This window comes from Kitasatospora sp. NPDC032150 (genome assembly GCF_055579945.1).
Genome location: NZ_JBVIMH010000007.1, coordinates 146,553 through 161,477 on the forward strand (window position 1 = coordinate 146,553; position 14,925 = coordinate 161,477).

Below are 14,925 nucleotides of genomic sequence, written 5' to 3' on the forward strand. Positions count from 1 at the left end.
CCCGCCGGCTGCCCCATGGCACCCCAGGCGCCCGGAAGCTCGGAAAAAAACAGATGCGACGGCAACTCACCGCGGCTGCAATGGCACTGGGCGTCGCGGTCAGCCGGTGGCGCCCCGGTCGTGGGCCACGTCCACGACCAGCCGGTCGTCGAGCTGGAAGACCCGGAACGGGAGCCGGGCCCGCACACCGACGCCCAGCTGCGTGTAGCCCTCGAAGCTGCCCGCGAACTGGGCGTCGGTGAAGGCGTGGTAGCCCGTGAGGTCCACCCCGGGCAGCGGCTGCCCGACCCGGCCCGGGTAACTCGGCTTGCCGGCGCCGAAGTCCATGGCGGAGGCCGTGAGCACGACCTCCAGGACGGCCCCGCCCTTGACCGGTATCGGCGTACCGGAGCCCTGCTGGAACAACTGGTCCACGTACTGGACGTGATAACCGACCCGGCGGCTGCCGGAGGCGCCGGGCACGTCGAACACCAGCCGGTCGTAGCAGGGGTTCTGCCCGGTGCGGATGTTCACCAACTGGTTCGAGGTGAATGAGGAGTCGTTCTTCGAGAGACTGCCCCAGTCAGCCGCGCACTGGGCCGCCGCCGGCCGGGTGGCCGCCGAGGCCACGGCCGGTACCGCCGCAGTCCCCGCCACCGCGAGGGCGATTGCCACAGGCACCGTGGTCCAACGTCGCATGTTCCGTCTCCTGGATAGAGGTGGATATCCCTTTTACGGAAATACGCGCACGGACGGTCGCGGGTTGCACGGATCGGCCGATCAGTTGACCCTTCGTCAGCATTTCCGCAGCGCCGGGTGTTAGGCGACCACGGTACAACTCCCGGGGGCGATCTCCCTGCGCCTGGGTCCTGCACCCGAACCGCACCGGTCGCGATCTCCAGGCCGAGCTGGTCGCACAAGAGAACAAGGACCCCACGAGCGCCTGACCCGTTGGCAACTACCTCTGGCGCATCTCCAAGCCGTGGACGCGGCGCCTGGACGATGACCAGCTTCGACGCGCCCCGCGACTAGCCCCTGCTCCAGCCGCGTGACAGCAGAGATAGACCAGATCATCTGAGACAGCGGCAGGCATCCGTTCGGTTCGGACCAGATCGACTGAAATTGCCGACGTCCCCGCGTCTCAGTTCTTCTGGGCGCCCCAGGTCCCAGGAATGACCTTGGCTGTCCGCTGCCATCCAATCGAGTCGTTTGACAGCGGAGTCAGTCCGCTGCGGTTCTGTGCCACCAAACCTAGTCCTGCGAGGTGAGCGGGCCAGGGGTGCATGGCTGCGGGCGAGGCTGTACCGGTGGGGTTGGACCCGGTCGGTCCGTACGTCGAGTTGTCCTTCGTCGATGCCGTAGGCGGTCGGGGCTCACCGAGGATGCCGGAGGGCGGTAGCGAGGTCGTCGAGGTGCTTCGAGACCGGGCCCAGGGTGAGCAGGCCGCTGCCTGCCCCGGCCAGCTCCGCCGTTGCGGGGGTGAGCTCGGTGTAGGCGCGCTCCATCGTCTTCCGGTCGCCGACGGCGATCGCCGCTCGTGCGGCGAGGCACCACAGGGCCTCGAACAGCAGGTCGCGGGGCGGGTCCGGAAGTTGACGCAGCGCCGCTGTGACCTCACCGCGGCGGTCTAGGGCCAGCAGCACCAGGGGGCGGGTCCAAGGTTCGTAGGGTCCCCAGTCGGTGTGTTCGTCGGTCTGGGCGGGCTGTGCGTGCCACAGGCGCAGGGACAGCAGCGCGAGCGGCAGCAGCCCGCGTTCCAGTCCGGGCATGCCGGCTCCGTTCATTCGCGCGGCGGCGTCCTGGTAGGCCGCTTCCACCTCGGCCGCCGATGTCCCGCCGGTCGCGGCGAGCCTCAGCGCCCGGTACCACTGGGTGAACACGCCCACCAGCGGCAGTTCATGACGCTTGGCCAGGCGGTCCGCAGCGGCCGCGTGCCCGTCGGCTGCGGGGAAGTCCGCGAGGGCGCTGCGGGCTTGGAGCCGGATGAGGTGTCCAAGCACTTCCCAGGTGGCCAGGGCGTTCCTGGCGGACAAGGCGACGAGCTCGGCGCCGACCTCGTCCCGGTGCGGGGCCAGACCCGCGCGGTGGAAGGTCTGCATGAACACGCCGTTGAGGGCGAACGCCAGCAGCGCGGGGTCGTCCAACCGCCGGGCGATCTGCTCCGCCCGTTGGGCGGCTTGGGGCCCGCGCGCTGAGCGGGTGCCGCGTGATTCCAGGGCGATCGTGGCCAGCAGGCGGGCCTGCGCGGCGGGGTGCGCACCCGGCCGGAGGGCAGCCAGGGTGCGCTCGGCCGCCGCCACGACCCACGCGGCCTGCTGTGGGTCATCGACACGGGTCCAGATCGCCGGCACGTCGTAGGCGCCGATCACGCGGGCGGTCAGTTCCGCGTCGCCCAGTTCTTCCGCCGCCGTGATGGCCGCCAAGCGGTGTTGGCGAGCGGCCTGAAGGCCCCCGCCTCCGGTCACCGCGAGGTTGCGCAGCAGGCTCACCGTCGACTCCAATCGCGCCCGGGCGTCGGATGCCACGGTTCGGTCGTAAGCCGCGGCCGCCTGCGCCCACACCCGCGCCGCCGGACCGCCGGGCCCGGATGCGGGGTCGAGGTCGTCAGCGTGGTCGAGGATGTCCGCCTCCAGGCGGCGCAGGCGCGGGCCTGGATCCACCCCCAGTTGTTCAACGAGGAGCGTTCGTGCCCGGCGCAGCACCGCGAGCGCGTCGCCTTGGCGACCGGTGCGTTACAACGCGAGGGCCAGCAGTCGCCAGGCGTCCTCGCGCCAGGGGTGCTCAGCCACGTGCGCGTCCAGATCCGGCACCGCCTCGCCCGCGAGCCCCAAGGCCAGTCGGGCCTCGGCCTGCCGCTCGACGCCGTGCAACCGCAGCTCATCCAGGCGCGAGCGCTCCGCACGGGCCCAGGTCTCCTCGGTGAAGTCGGCGTAGGCGGGGCCGCGCCACCACCCCAGCGCATCCTCCAGCCGGGCGAGAGCATGCTGGGGTGGCTCGGTCGCGGCGGCGGCCACCACCTGCTCGAAGCGCCAGGCATCCACCGCGCCTGGCTCGGCATGCAGCGCGTACCCCGGGCCCTCGGTGACCAGCAACCGGGCCGGAGTACGGGGCGGGCGCTGCGGCTCCAGCGCACGGCGCAGCGCGGCCACGAACGTGCGTACCGCGCCCACCGCATCAGCGGGCGGGTCCTCCCACAGGTCCTCGACCAGGCGAGTGACCGGGACGACGCGGCGGCGGGCGACGATCAACCTGGCCAGCACCGCGCGGTGCCGCGGCCCCTTCAACGCGATCGCACCGCCAGCACCGTCCCAGGCCATCACCGGCCCCAGCACACCGAACGCGACCTCCACCCTTGACCACCCTTTCTGGAGGCATCGCTCCTGGTCACGGTAGCGCGCTCACTCGATGCTCATCCGCGCCCGGCAGGCTGCCAGGCACCTGGCCACCTATGGAGAAAGGGCGAAACCATGGCGCCTTCCATCACCGGTTCCACTTACCAGCGCGTCCCTGTCGCCGACGGCGTGTCCCTGAACGCAGCCGTCTGCGGCTCGGGCACCCCGGTCGTGCTGCTGCACGGGTTCCCGCAGACACACCTGATGTGGCGGCATGTCGCCGCCGACCTCGCGGCCGATCACACTGTGATCTGCCCCGACCTGCGCGGCTACGGCGCCAGCGACAAGCCTGCCGAGACCGACGGAACCACCTACGCCAAGCGCACCATGGCCGCGGACATCGTCGCCCTGACCCGTGCGCTGGGGCACGAGCGCTTCGCGCTGGCCGGACACGACCGCGGCGCCCTGGTCGCCTTCCGCGCCGGGCTCGACCACCCCGAGACGATCACTCACCTGGCCTGCCTCGACGTGCTCCCCACGCTGGACATGTGGGAGGTGATGCGCGGTGTGACCGCCGCCGTCGGCTTCCACCTCTACCTGATGGCCCAGCCCCCGGGCCTGCCCGAGCAGATGATCGCCGCCAGCCCGGACGCCTTCTTCGGCCACTTCCTCGACGTCTGGACCAACAACCCGCAGGCGATCCCCGCCGACGTCCGCGCCGCCTACCTGGACGCCTGCCGCGACGCGGTGCCCTCGATCGTGGCCGACTACCGCGCCTCCGCCGGCATCGACGTCGACCACGACCAGGCCGACCGGGACGCCGGCAACCGCCTACGGATGCCGGTCACCGTGCTCCAGCAGGACTGGGGCGCCGCCCTCGGCTTCGACGCGGCAGCCCTGTGGAGCGCCTGGGCACCGGACCTTCGGCACACCATCGTCACCTGCGGCCACTTCATGGCCGAAGAAGCCCCCGCCGACATTGCCAAGACACTTCGAGACCTCCTCGCCCGCTGAAGACCGAGGCGCTCTCGCGGGCGGGGGCTCAGGGCTGGGTGGCGGCCTCGTCGCCGAAGTCGGGGATATCGGCGGACAGCAGGTGCTCGGCGCCGCGTTCGAGGATCTTGGCTGTCTCGGTGGAGCGGGGGAGCATGGTCTTCTCGTAGGCGCGGATGGCGTCGTCGACGGTGGCCGCGTTCGCGAGGGCGAGGGCGAGTTCGCTGGCGTCGAGCATGGCGAGGTTGACGCCGACGCCGAGCGGGGGCATGAGGTGGGCGGCGTCGCCGAGCAGGGTCACGGTCGGGTTGTGCTCCCAGGTGTGCGGGACGGGGAGGGCGAAGATCGGGCGGTCGACGTAGGGACCGTCGTTGTCGGTGATCATCCGGCGCAGGCGGGGCGACCAGTCGGCGTATTCGTCGAGGAGCAGGGCGCGGATGGCATCGGTGTCGGCGGCGGTCAGGCCGCTCCGGCTGATCCAGTCGACCGGGGCTCGTTGGATGAGGTAGACGCGGATGTGGTTTCCGCTGTTGCGCTGGGCGAACAGAGCGCGCTCGCCGTCGGCTGCATGTGCGCCGCCCAGGCCGACCAGCTCGGCAACGTCGGGGTGTCGGTTCTCGACGTCGGAGAACCAAGCCTCCAGGAAGCTCACCCCGGTGTACCCAGGGACGGCGGGAGACACGGCCGGACGCACTCGGGAGAAGGCGCCGTCGGCGCCGATGACCAGATCGGTCTCGATGGTCGTGCCGTCGGCGAAGTGCAGCTGCCGCGGCCCGTCCGCGGGCCCGCTGATCGTGTCGAGGGCGCGGTCCCAGTGCACGGTTCCCGGCTGCAGGGAGTCGAGCAGCAGGTCGCGCAGCTGGCCACGGTCGATTTCTGGCTTGAAGAGCTCGTCGGCCGCCGGGACCTGATGGGACGTCATCGTGCCGGTCGGGTCCAGCCGGCGCATCTCCTGCCCTTCGGGGCGGGCCAGCGTGAAGAACTCGTCGAGCAGGCCGGCTTCGCGCAGGGCGATCTGGCCGTTGTCGGCGTGCAGGTCCAGGGTGCCACCCTGGTTGCGCGCGTCGGGTCCCGGGTCGCGGTCGTGGACGGTGACCGCGAGGCCGCGCCGCTGGAGGATGCGGGCGCAGGTCAGCCCGCCAGGTCCGGCGCCGATGATGCTGATCCTGGCCTGGCCAGGTGCTACGGAGTTCATGGGGTTCCCTTCGCCGGCGCCGGATCACGGCCGCGACCCTGTGCCGCGGACCCGTCAGGCGCCGCCTCCATTGTTTTGGAACGCTTCCAAATATGCAACCGTTTCACCTTTGCTCGATGCCGGGTAGGGTTGCACGCATGGCAGAGACGATCGACCGCGCACAAACGGGCGGGCGGCGCGAACGCAAGAAGGCCGCCACCCGCCAGGCGATCGCCGACACAGCACTGCGGCTGTTCCTTGAACGCGGCTACGAGCAGGTGAGCGTCCGCGAGATCGCCGAGGGTGCCGACGTGTCGGTGTCGACCCTGTTCAACTACTTCCCCCAAGGCAAAGAGGCCCTGGTCTTCGACGAGGACGCCCGCAACGAGGCCGCCCTGGTCCGCGCGGTCACCAACCGGCCGCCGGGCCAGACGATCCCCCACGCTCTACGCGCCCACCTCACCGGCTTCGTCGACTCGGCCCACACCCGAGACCCCCGCTTCGCCGACTTCCAGCGGCTCGTCCAGGAGACCCCGGCCCTGCGCGAGTACTCCCGCACGATGTGGCTGCGCCACGAACACGCCCTGGCTCGCGCTCTCGCCGACCAGACCGGCCGGTCGCACGGCGACCTCATCTGCGCCGCCTACGCCCGGTTCACCCTCGAAATCCTCGCGTTCGCCGGCTCCCGCCCAGACCCCGTCGCCGCTATCGACCAGGCCTGCCTCCTGCTCGACCAGGGCTGGACGACTACGGTCGCCCAACACGACCCCAAGCCCGGCAGACCCGCCACAGCCCCCTCCCCAACCACATAGGGCTGCGAACGGCTGCACGTCGATTTCGAGGACGACCTACGGGCGCTCTACTTCGACGCCTGCGAGTTCAAGCCGACGAACGCGGGTCTCATCGCGCTCCGAGCCGGGCTCACCACACCGCGCACCCGGCCATGGACAGCCGCGAAGCCCCTGGTGGGACAGGTCTCACCACAAGATCATGTCCGCACCTACCAGGGGCTTCACGGTTGGTCAGCTATGTGGCCACGTCGACGTCCCACGCCACGTGGTGGAGTATCTGGCCCGCCTCCTGGCCACACATCGCCGTCGAATGGGAACCCCACGCGGTAGCCGCGCCCTGAGCCATGGACGACGACACCGACGAGGCCCAGGACGACCGCCACGACGACAACCAGGAGGAGGACCATCACATGCCCCTCGCGGGACGGACGTTTTCAGCGACGGGCGAGCTGGCGCTCTCCCACAGCGCCCTGCCGATAGGGGAGGCCGTAGTGCCGGAAGACGTCCTCCTCGTCCTCGGCGGGCAGGACGTCGTCGGTGCCGATCGCGGGGCAGTCCTTGACCAGCGCCTTGGCGTAGGCCACGTTCACGTACCCGGGGCCTACCGAGGCCCCGTCGAGGGGGACGAAGATCAGCGCTGCCCCTGCCCGGCCACCAAGCTGCACCCTCGCGACGACGCCGTGCGCATGAGGGAGCTGCAGGACCTGGCGGCCGGCATTTGGATGGTGGCAGCCGCACCTCGAGGCTGCGCCGCTGTTCTCCGTGCACCGGCTCGGGAGGCCGGGGAGGAGGCCGCTGCATCTGTCGGTGGACTTCGAGTGCCTGTGCCGGGCGCGGATCGGGATCGACATCCTCGACCTGCTCGCCAATGGCGGTGGCGCCGCACCTGTCCTGGGGGGAATGGACTGGTCAGGCCGGGCCCGACCAGGACCGTCTACTGGGCCGTCATGAACGGCACCGGGTACCGCCAGCCGCAATGCCACTGATCTAGCGGCCTTTCACGACCCTATGGCCGAAGCATCGCCGCAGGTCAGGGGCTCGCGATCGCTGTCAAGCCCAGTGGCAGTGCGCCGAGTCGGGCAGGTCTGTGGGCGGTTCCCCAGCGGAGGGTCGCAGATACCTCTGATCGTTGGCCTGGCGGGCGGTATCGAGGGCGTCGCGCAGGGCGTACAGGTCGGTGATGGTGGCCAGTTCGGCGAGGCGGGCCAGCAGCCGGCGGACGGCTCGGCCGTCGCCGTCGGACACGGCCTCGATGATCGCCTCGATCAGGTCCGCCTGTCCGTGCCGGGCCGTCTCCGGTGCCGCCGGCACCAGCGCTTCCATTCCCGCCTCCCTGCGCGGTCTCGCTGGGTACTTCGGTCGCGCGGCGGCGGTTCGGGGGGTTGCCGCCGCCGCGCAGCGGGAAACTACCTCACTCACGGGCGCCGCAAAATCTATGCGCGCCGGAGTAGACATTGCTCGCGGACGGGTCTAACGTTTCTCTCGTAGACAGCAGTCGGCGATACCGGCCAGACACGAACTGGCCGGGCTGTTGGACGCAAGTTCGCAGTTCGGTCCGACAGTGGAGTTCCGAAGCCAGGCAGGTGCACGACGGCGACGGGACTGGCTGCCGGACCGGGCGGCCCGCAGGCATCAGGGGCCGCCACCAGTGGTATCGAGCAGTACGCAGTTCAGTGAGTGCAGTACCGGCAGTCGCAAGACAAGGCAGGACCTCGGCAAAGGCGCCCAGACTGCGGGCGCGCGTGCCGAGGGGTCCAGGCAGTGGGGTTCCAGGCCAGCGCAGGTGCAGGACGGCTGGCGGGGCCAGCTGCCGGACCGGGTGGGCCGTCACGGCCACCGACCAGCAGTACGCAGTTCAGCAGGTGCAGTACCAGCAGTACGAAAGTGACAGGTCAGAACAACGGATGAACGGAGGGCGCAAGCGCCATCAGGATCGCCCGGCCCGTGAATGCTCGCCCGGGCGGACACCGCAGACCCCAACGCAAGGACGGTGGTTTCCGGTCACGCATACGCGATCCCCGCACACCCCCTCCCCCGGGGCAGTGCGGAAGTAACAGGACCGGCCCAGGCCGGTAGATGGTGTTGTTCCCCTTCGGGGCCCCGGAGCCGACACGGCCCCGGGGCCCCTCGACGCGTTCTCCCCGAGAACCAGAGAGGTGCAGTGACTACAACGGCCAGCCCCGACACACCCGACAAACTCGACGACGACGACTACCCCGCCTACACCATGGGCCGCGCCGCCGAGATGACCGGCACCACCCCCGGCTTCCTGCGAGCCCTCGGCGAACACCGCCTCATCACCCCCCTACGCTCCGACGGCGGCCACCGCCGCTACTCCCGCTACCAACTGCGCATCGCCATGCGCGCCCGCGACCTCGTCGACCAGGGCACCCCCATCGAAGCCGCCTGCCGCATCGTCATCCTCGAAGACCAACTCGAAGAAGCCCTGCGCCTCAACGAACAGCTCCGCCGCTCCCAACACCGCCAGGAGCCCACCGCGGACACCTGACCTGCCCGCCAGGCCGACGAGACCGGCCTGCGGTGAGCGGCAGGTGCTCACCGCAGGCCGCCCCGCGAGCGAGAAGCCCCGGCCCCCGATCGCCGGCCGGCGCTCCCCACCTGTACGGCCGACATCGGCGCCGACCGGCCCCGGGCCGCCCGGTGCGACGACTCTGCGTCCTGGTTGAGTCACACCCAGGGCGTTTGTTCACCACCGTTCTGCCCGGGGCATGACCCGTGCCCCGCAGCGTGGGCCCGGACCGGACTCCCCTCGTGAGCGGGCCGCCCCACCCTCCCACCCCCCTGGACCGACAACCCCCGATGGCCACTTCGCGACGCCCGCGTCGCGAAGTGAGCGGTGGCAGCGGGCGGGACACCGAATCCGCCTGTGAGCGGGAATGGGCGGCCTGGTTCTCGACGCGGTGGGCGAGCGCGACCGGGAAACCGGCCCGCAGCTGGCCGCCGCCGTGGACAGCCCCCTGGACGGACCTTCCGTTCTGCGGGAGTTGGTGGTCGACAGGTCCCGAGTCGTTTTCTTCGACCCCGGCGGCCTCGACGCCCTCATCCGCGCCCACGTGATTGCCCGCCAAACAGGCACGAGACTCCACTTACTCAACCCGCCCCGCCGGTCGCAGCCCTGCTGCCCCCACCAGGCCTCGACCAGGTGGGGCAGGTGAGCTCCGACCCCGTGGAGGCCGCTGGCGCGCAGGGTATTCCAGGATCCTGCGCCGCCCGGTCGTCCCGGTGTGCCCGGGCCGACGGGCCGGTCTAGAGGCTGAGCAGGCCGATGGCGTGGCCGTCGGGGTCGACCACCGGCCACATGGCCAGGCCTCGGGCGCGCATGGCGGTGGCTGCGGTGGCGGCGAGCATGTCGGCGGTGGCGAACGGGGCTCGGTCGAAGGCGATGTCGCGGACCGGGGTGCGCTCGTTGGACCGGGTGCGGGTCTGGAACGGGGCGAGGTGCAGGCGGGTCAGCAGCCCGGCGCAGCGGCCGTCGTCGTCGCGGACCAGGAGGTGGTCGGCGCCGGAGCCGTTCAGGATGTGGATCGCCATGTCGAGCATGACGTCGTCGCTGATCTGGAGGTCGGGGCGGGTCATGAGGTCGTGGACCGTGGTGGTGGTCGCGGGGCGTTCGAGGGTGAGGGTCATGGGGCTCCGTGGTGTCGTTTCCGCCGGGGGCGGCGGTGGTCGGGGTGCCGGCCGTGGGACGGCCGCCGGGGTCCGCCTGGGCTTGGACCGCGGGGGCGGTCCGGCCCGGGCCTGTCCTCTAGGCCGCGAGGACCGTGCGCCTGGGTGCCCGGCGGCGGCCGGAGGGGCTCTGGGTGTCGCGGCTCACTGCGATGGCGCGGGTGTCGCCGCCGGTGGGGGCCGGGCGTTCGCGGCGGCCGCGGTTCGTGGCCGCGCTGCGGCGGGGGCGTTCGACGACGGGGTCGGCGATGACGACGGGCACGCCGGTGGGGACGCGGGCGCCGGTGATGCGGGTCAGGTCCTCGTCTCCGGCGCTGACGCGGGTGGTGACGGGGGTGATGGCGGCGGTGGCCATCATGCGGGCCGTCTGGCGGCGCTGGCTGGGAAGGACGAGGGTGACGACGGTGCCGGACTCGCCGGCCCGGGCGGTGCGGCCGCCCCGGTGGAGGTAGTCCTTGTGGTCGCTCGGCGGGTCCAGGTTGACGACCAGGTCGAGACCGTCGATGTGGATGCCCCGCGCTGCGACATTGGTGGCGATCAGTGCCGTGACCTGGCCGGTGCGGAACTGCTCCAGGGTGCGGGTGCGCTGGGGCTGGGACTTGCCGCCGTGCAGGGCCGTGGCCTTGACCCCTTTGGCGAGCAGGTCCTCCACCAGCGCGTCGGCGCGGCCCCGGGTGTCGGTGAACATGATCACCCCGCCGTCACGGGAGGCGATGTGGGCGATCGTGGCGTTCTTGTCGAAGTTCTGCACGTGCAGCACGTGGTGCTCCATGGTGCTGACCGCCGCCGCGGACGGGTCCACCGAGTGGGTGACCGGGTCCTTCAGGAAGCGCCGGACGAGGCGGTCGACGTTGCGGTCCAGGGTGGCGGAGAACAGCATCGTCTGGCCGCCTTCGGCGACCTGTTCCAGGAGTTCGGTGACCTGTGGCAGGAAGCCCATGTCGGCCATCTGGTCGGCCTCGTCGAGGACGGTGACGCCGACCGCGTCGAGCTGGCAGTCGCCGCGTTGGATCAGGTCCTTGAGCCGGCCGGGGGTGGCCACGACGACCTCCGCCCCGCGGTTGAGCGCCTGGGCCTGGCGGCCGATCGACATCCCGCCCACCACGGCCGCCATCCGCAGCCGCACCGCGTGCGCGAACGGGGTGAGGGCGTCGGTGACCTGCTGGGCGAGCTCGCGGGTGGGGACCAGCACCAGGGCCAGCGGCCGGCGCGGCTCCGCGCGCCGGCCGGCGAGGCGGGCCAGCACCGCGAGACCGAACGCGATGGTCTTGCCGGAGCCCGTCCGTCCGCGTCCGAGGACGTCACGTCCGGCCAGCGAGTTCGGCAGGGTCGCGGCCTGGATCGGGAACGGCGTGGTCACGCCCTGGCGGGTCAGCACCGACAGCAGCGCCTTGGGCATGCCCAACTCGTCGAACGATTCGACGGCGGGCAGCGCCGGGGTGGTGCTCACTGGCATCACGAACTCGCCTTGCGAGGAAAGGCTTTGACGGGCACTACGGCCGCTGGCCGGCCGGTCGCCGCAGAAGGAGCCGCCACCCGAGCGGGAGCCGTAGGCGGCGCCGGCGGATCGGGAGGAGGCCGAGGAACGGGAGTTGGCGTTCTGGTACGGGGAGCGGCGGGAGCGGTTCATGTGAAACCTTCCGGGGGTGGCACGTCGCGAGGCGGCTCCGCGGCACGGGGCGCCGGCAGGAGGTCGCGAGGGAACGGGCCGAAAGTGTGGAGCGCGGGGCGTGAACGGTGAAACCGTGCGGCACGTCACCTCAGGTCGGCGCTCACCGCCGGGGCGGGAACGGAGATCCTCGAACCGTGGGATGTCACGGCAGGGCGGCGGTCCGGACGCGGCGCTGCTCGTCTCGCGTGGGGATGGCCGCCGGTGGCGGAGCCAAGGGGCCTGAACGGCCGGGGATGTGCATGGTGGAGCAATGCCGAGGGACCCGCACCGGGCATCCTGTACTCGGTGCGGGCCCCTCGCTACCAGGCGGGTGCCGTGGCAGAAACTACAGCGGACGAATGTTCTCGGCCTGCGGGCCCTTCTGACCCTGCGTGACGTCGAACTCGACCTTCTGGCCCTCGAGCAGCTCACGGAAGCCGTTGGCGTTGATGTTCGAGTAGTGGGCGAAGACGTCAGCGCCGCCACCGTCCTGCTCGATAAAGCCGAAGCCCTTTTCCGCGTTGAACCACTTCACAGTGCCATTAGCCATTAAAAAATCTCCTTCAAGGGGCTGTCCGAAGCGTGCACAGCGCGCGCTTCGAGTCGCCGCGATGAGCACCCACCCGGGGAAGAGCCGGGAAACAAAAAGGCGCCTGCGAAACATCAGCAGGCGCACACAAAGTTCATGGGAACCACTACTGCAACTAAAACGACTCTAGCAGGCCCGGGCCCGGCGCGGGTGGATATTCCGCCCCCGGTTCTGCGACGCCCCTTGCTGGGAGGCGCCGGCTGCGAGGTCGCGGGACTGTCAAAGTGACTGCATGGCAGCCTAGTTGGGAATGTCGTCCGCCCCTTTGGGTGCCGGCCAGTTGCTCTCCGGGGAGGGCGAGTCGCGTAGGCGCCGATCCTGCCCTCGGCGCGGCAGACCCGCGAAAGCGGCGTGCCACGCCCACCGGCGCCATCCGGAGGCACTCCGGAATCGAGTGCGCGAAGAAGGCGCGCTCCCGCGATTTTCGGCGCATACTGCATGGAATGACGAAATCTTCAGCAGCCCGCCGTGTCCTGCCCGCCAGCCCCTTCAAAGCCCGGACCGAAGCACCGCGCAAACACTTCGCCGTCGGTGACCGCGTCACCCACGACACGTACGGCCTCGGCCGGGCCATCGGCGTCGAAGGCGACAGCGACATCGCGGTACTCGTCGACTTCGGAACGCGACAGGAACGCATCACCCAGCCCTACACCACGATGTTCAAACTCTGACACCGGACGCACGCGGTTCTCCGGGGATCACTGGTGCTGGGATGGGCGCAGGCCAAGAGCTGATCGGACCGACCCTCCACGCCTGCCCGCATCCCGCCGTCGTCGCCGGGCGCACCGGCTTCCGCGGCATCCGCAGTGAGCTGATGCTGGACCTGCCGGAGGTCCTCGGCTCTGCGGGCTCCACCGTCACCACCATCGGAGCCGACCCTGCTCGTCACCGCCGGCCCGCGCGATCCGGGCGACGGCCCGGCCCTCACGGCTGCCGTACAGCAGGCGCAAGGCGCGTGACTGCCATGGCTGCCGCCCAGGCCCTTGGGCCCGCGGAGGCGGTGTCATATTCTGTGGGATATGTCGAACCCCGACGTGCTGCTCGTCGACATCGCGGCGATGGTCGAGTCTGAGCACAGCAACCAGATGTCCCTGACCGTAGCGGTCCCCGGAGCCGTGATCACCGGCAGGCTCGCCCCGGTGGCCCTGTGGTTGGAGCGGGTGGCCGAGGTCCTCCAGGCCTCGGAGCACCTTAAGCCCTTCGCCGCTCTCTTCGCCCCGCCCGCCGACGCCCCGCCCGCACGGCCCACCCATCTGCATCTCCACCGGGCGAAGATCCTGCAGGGCGACTTCGGACTGCCCCACACCGGCGGCATGTACCGCATCGCCATCGAGGACGTCAGCAGCTGGACGGTCGGGGACCTCAGCTACTCCGATTCCTGATCGCCACAGCAGGCCAAGTGGCCGACCGGCTCGGCGCCTTGCCTCCTCGCAGCAGTGCGTTCACCGGGGCCACGACGGGCGCAGCCAGCGGGTAGGGCGGCGGGCAAGGGGTGCCCGCGCGGACGGCAGGGCCGGGTCGTAGTCTGCGGCCATGACCGAAGCCCTCATTGCGACGCCCCGGGAAGCTTTCGAGACGTTGCTGGCCGGCAACCGGCGGTTCGTCGCGGGTTCGCCGGAGCACCCGAACCAGGACGCCGCCCGCCGTACCGAGATCGCACCGGCCCAGAGCCCGTTCGCGGTGTTGTTCGGGTGTTCCGACTCGCGGCTGGCCGCCGAGATCATCTTCGACCGGGGGCTGGGGGACCTGTTCGTGGTCCGCACCGCCGGGCACGTCGCTGGCCCGGAGGTGCTCGGCAGCATCGAGTACGGGGTGAGCGTGCTCGGCTCCCCGCTGGTCGTGGTGCTTGGCCACGACGCATGCGGCGCGGTCGCGGCCACCCGTGCCGCCGTTGCCGACGGCACCACCGCCGGCGGGTACGTGCGGGACGTGGTCGAGAAGGTGACCCCCAGCGTGCTGGCTGCCCGCGCGGCCGGGCGTACCGAGGACGCGGACTTCATCGCCGAGCACATACGGCACACCGTCGACCTGCTGCTGGAGCGCTCCCGCGCACTCGCCGACGCGGTCGAGGCCGGCCGGGTCGCCGTGGTCGGGCTGTCCTACCGGCTCGCCGACGGCACCGCCCACCTGGTCACCGCCCGGGGCCTCGACCTGCCCGTCGGCTCGGTGGCGTGACCCGGCTGTTCAGGTTCACAGTGATGTGCTCGGGCAATGGTCCCAGTCGGACAGGCGGTCCAGGGTCGGGGCGAGCAGCGGCGAGTCGTGGCGATTCGCCCCGGCAAGGACACGACCCAGAGGGATTCCGTAACCGTCCGTCATACCCGAGCGTTTCGATCCTTGTTTGCCACGGTCAACCGGGGAGCATCCAGCGGCCTCACCACCGCCGGGGCCTTGGTGATCGAGCCGTCAACGGCGATCTCATCCAGGACAAGACCGACTATCCGGCCGTAGGACTCCAGCGCGATCCGCTTGAACCGGGCGAACACGCCGAGCCGGATCCACTCGTCACGGCGGTTGCGGATCGTGGTGGCCGAGCAGGTCGTGTCAGCGACCGCCTGGTAGGAGCAGCCGAATTCAGCAGTAACTTGTCGAAGACGATCCGGTCGCTGATGCGCGACCTGTGACAGCCCGGCGGATGGGTCGCCGCGTAGGTCGGCCGCTCAGGCAATAGCGCAGCAAACTGGCTCCAGAGTGGCTCGGTCAGCCATGACGCAAGTACAGGCACAGGT

The 14,925-nt window shown here is 70.8% G+C and carries 14 protein-coding genes and 3 pseudogenes; 8 read left to right on the plus strand and 9 right to left on the minus strand.

The genetic code is table 11. The features are described 5' to 3' along the window. Positions 1–99: 99 nt before the first annotated feature. Both ACZ5ON_RS11265 and ACZ5ON_RS11270 read right to left on the minus strand, forming a co-directional pair. Positions 100–678 carry an AMIN-like domain-containing (lipo)protein gene (locus ACZ5ON_RS11265; RefSeq protein ID WP_465589071.1) on the minus strand — a complete coding sequence of 193 codons (579 nt, stop codon included), beginning with the start codon at positions 676–678 and terminating at the stop codon, positions 100–102. A gap of 674 nt (positions 679–1,352) precedes the next feature. Beyond that, positions 1,353–3,329: pseudogene (locus ACZ5ON_RS11270) on the minus strand (BTAD domain-containing putative transcriptional regulator). Positions 3,330–3,446: 117 nt separating this feature from the next. Between ACZ5ON_RS11270 and ACZ5ON_RS11275 the strand changes: the two are divergent. Beyond that, on the plus strand, positions 3,447–4,325 hold the full coding sequence (locus tag ACZ5ON_RS11275) for an alpha/beta fold hydrolase (protein WP_465589074.1): 879 nt from the start codon (positions 3,447–3,449) through the stop codon (positions 4,323–4,325). Positions 4,326–4,353: 28 nt separating this feature from the next. On the opposite strand, the gene ACZ5ON_RS11280 is transcribed toward ACZ5ON_RS11275, so the two are convergent. Then, positions 4,354–5,499: an FAD-dependent oxidoreductase gene (locus ACZ5ON_RS11280; RefSeq protein WP_465589077.1), complete on the minus strand. Its 1,146-nt coding sequence runs from the start codon at positions 5,497–5,499 to the stop codon at positions 4,354–4,356. A gap of 137 nt (positions 5,500–5,636) precedes the next feature. Here ACZ5ON_RS11280 and ACZ5ON_RS11285 point away from each other — a divergent pair, with 137 nt between their 5' ends. Both ACZ5ON_RS11285 and ACZ5ON_RS11290 read left to right on the plus strand, forming a co-directional pair. Further along, entirely contained in the window at positions 5,637–6,290 is a 654-nt protein-coding gene (locus ACZ5ON_RS11285) for a TetR/AcrR family transcriptional regulator (protein WP_465589080.1), read from the plus strand. 3 nt (positions 6,291–6,293) lie between these two features. Next, positions 6,294–6,389: pseudogene (locus ACZ5ON_RS11290) on the plus strand (GNAT family N-acetyltransferase); the annotation flags it as partial. Positions 6,390–6,703: 314 nt separating this feature from the next. Here the strand turns inward: ACZ5ON_RS11290 and ACZ5ON_RS11295 are convergent. Together ACZ5ON_RS11295 and ACZ5ON_RS11300 are read right to left on the minus strand one after the other, a co-directional pair. Further along, complete coding sequence (locus ACZ5ON_RS11295) at positions 6,704–6,859, minus strand: hypothetical protein (protein WP_465589083.1); 156 nt, start codon at positions 6,857–6,859, stop codon at positions 6,704–6,706. Positions 6,860–7,319: 460 nt separating this feature from the next. Then, positions 7,320–7,592, minus strand: coding sequence for a hypothetical protein (locus ACZ5ON_RS11300; protein WP_465589086.1), 273 nt, complete (start codon positions 7,590–7,592; stop codon positions 7,320–7,322). A gap of 904 nt (positions 7,593–8,496) precedes the next feature. Here ACZ5ON_RS11300 and ACZ5ON_RS11305 point away from each other — a divergent pair. Further along, positions 8,497–8,778, plus strand: a complete 282-nt coding sequence (locus tag ACZ5ON_RS11305) for a helix-turn-helix domain-containing protein (protein WP_380459111.1) — start codon at positions 8,497–8,499, stop codon at positions 8,776–8,778. A gap of 388 nt (positions 8,779–9,166) precedes the next feature. Beyond that, positions 9,167–9,445: an STAS domain-containing protein gene (locus ACZ5ON_RS11310; protein ID WP_465589089.1), complete on the plus strand. Its 279-nt coding sequence runs from the start codon at positions 9,167–9,169 to the stop codon at positions 9,443–9,445. Between the two features lie 91 nt (positions 9,446–9,536). Here the strand turns inward: ACZ5ON_RS11310 and ACZ5ON_RS11315 are convergent, their stop codons facing one another. From ACZ5ON_RS11315 to ACZ5ON_RS11325, 3 genes are all read right to left on the minus strand, one after another. Continuing rightward, a complete protein-coding gene (locus ACZ5ON_RS11315) occupies positions 9,537–9,917 on the minus strand; it encodes a CBS domain-containing protein (RefSeq protein ID WP_465589092.1) in 381 nt (126 codons plus the stop codon). A gap of 118 nt (positions 9,918–10,035) precedes the next feature. Continuing rightward, a complete protein-coding gene (locus tag ACZ5ON_RS11320; RefSeq protein WP_465589095.1) occupies positions 10,036–11,586 on the minus strand; it encodes a DEAD/DEAH box helicase in 1,551 nt (516 codons plus the stop codon). A 367-nt stretch (positions 11,587–11,953) separates the two neighbouring features. Continuing rightward, positions 11,954–12,157, minus strand: coding sequence for a cold-shock protein (locus tag ACZ5ON_RS11325; RefSeq protein WP_099897249.1), 204 nt, complete (start codon positions 12,155–12,157; stop codon positions 11,954–11,956). 482 nt (positions 12,158–12,639) lie between these two features. Between ACZ5ON_RS11325 and ACZ5ON_RS11330 the strand changes: the two genes are divergently transcribed. From ACZ5ON_RS11330 to ACZ5ON_RS11340, 3 genes are all read left to right on the plus strand, one after another. Then, positions 12,640–12,867: a hypothetical protein gene (locus tag ACZ5ON_RS11330; protein ID WP_465589099.1), complete on the plus strand. Its 228-nt coding sequence runs from the start codon at positions 12,640–12,642 to the stop codon at positions 12,865–12,867. 348 nt (positions 12,868–13,215) lie between these two features. Then, positions 13,216–13,578, plus strand: a complete 363-nt coding sequence (locus ACZ5ON_RS11335; RefSeq protein WP_465589102.1) for a hypothetical protein — start codon at positions 13,216–13,218, stop codon at positions 13,576–13,578. A 151-nt stretch (positions 13,579–13,729) separates the two neighbouring features. Then, positions 13,730–14,371: a carbonic anhydrase gene (locus tag ACZ5ON_RS11340; RefSeq protein WP_465589105.1), complete on the plus strand. Its 642-nt coding sequence runs from the start codon at positions 13,730–13,732 to the stop codon at positions 14,369–14,371. A gap of 4 nt (positions 14,372–14,375) precedes the next feature. On the opposite strand, the pseudogene ACZ5ON_RS11345 reads toward ACZ5ON_RS11340, so the two are convergent. Further along, positions 14,376–14,921 (minus strand): annotated as a pseudogene (locus ACZ5ON_RS11345) (transposase family protein); the annotation flags it as partial. Between the last annotated feature and the right edge of the window lie 4 nt (positions 14,922–14,925).

What these genes read in the sequence shown, in the direction of transcription:
- ACZ5ON_RS11265 (WP_465589071.1), bottom strand. Translation starts at nt 678, where the DNA reads ATGCGACGTTGGACCACGGTGCCTGTGGCAATCGCCCTCGCGGTGGCG.
- ACZ5ON_RS11275 (WP_465589074.1), top strand. Translation starts at nt 3,447, where the DNA reads ATGGCGCCTTCCATCACCGGTTCCACTTACCAGCGCGTCCCTGTCGCC.
- ACZ5ON_RS11280 (WP_465589077.1), bottom strand. Translation starts at nt 5,499, where the DNA reads ATGAACTCCGTAGCACCTGGCCAGGCCAGGATCAGCATCATCGGCGCC.
- ACZ5ON_RS11285 (WP_465589080.1), top strand. Translation starts at nt 5,637, where the DNA reads ATGGCAGAGACGATCGACCGCGCACAAACGGGCGGGCGGCGCGAACGC.
- ACZ5ON_RS11300 (WP_465589086.1), bottom strand. Translation starts at nt 7,592, where the DNA reads ATGGAAGCGCTGGTGCCGGCGGCACCGGAGACGGCCCGGCACGGACAG.
- ACZ5ON_RS11305 (WP_380459111.1), top strand. Translation starts at nt 8,497, where the DNA reads ATGGGCCGCGCCGCCGAGATGACCGGCACCACCCCCGGCTTCCTGCGA.
- ACZ5ON_RS11310 (WP_465589089.1), top strand. Translation starts at nt 9,167, where the DNA reads ATGGGCGGCCTGGTTCTCGACGCGGTGGGCGAGCGCGACCGGGAAACC.
- ACZ5ON_RS11315 (WP_465589092.1), bottom strand. Translation starts at nt 9,917, where the DNA reads ATGACCCTCACCCTCGAACGCCCCGCGACCACCACCACGGTCCACGAC.
- ACZ5ON_RS11320 (WP_465589095.1), bottom strand. Translation starts at nt 11,586, where the DNA reads ATGAACCGCTCCCGCCGCTCCCCGTACCAGAACGCCAACTCCCGTTCC.
- ACZ5ON_RS11325 (WP_099897249.1), bottom strand. Translation starts at nt 12,157, where the DNA reads ATGGCTAATGGCACTGTGAAGTGGTTCAACGCGGAAAAGGGCTTCGGC.
- ACZ5ON_RS11330 (WP_465589099.1), top strand. Translation starts at nt 12,640, where the DNA reads ATGACGAAATCTTCAGCAGCCCGCCGTGTCCTGCCCGCCAGCCCCTTC.
- ACZ5ON_RS11335 (WP_465589102.1), top strand. Translation starts at nt 13,216, where the DNA reads ATGTCGAACCCCGACGTGCTGCTCGTCGACATCGCGGCGATGGTCGAG.
- ACZ5ON_RS11340 (WP_465589105.1), top strand. Translation starts at nt 13,730, where the DNA reads ATGACCGAAGCCCTCATTGCGACGCCCCGGGAAGCTTTCGAGACGTTG.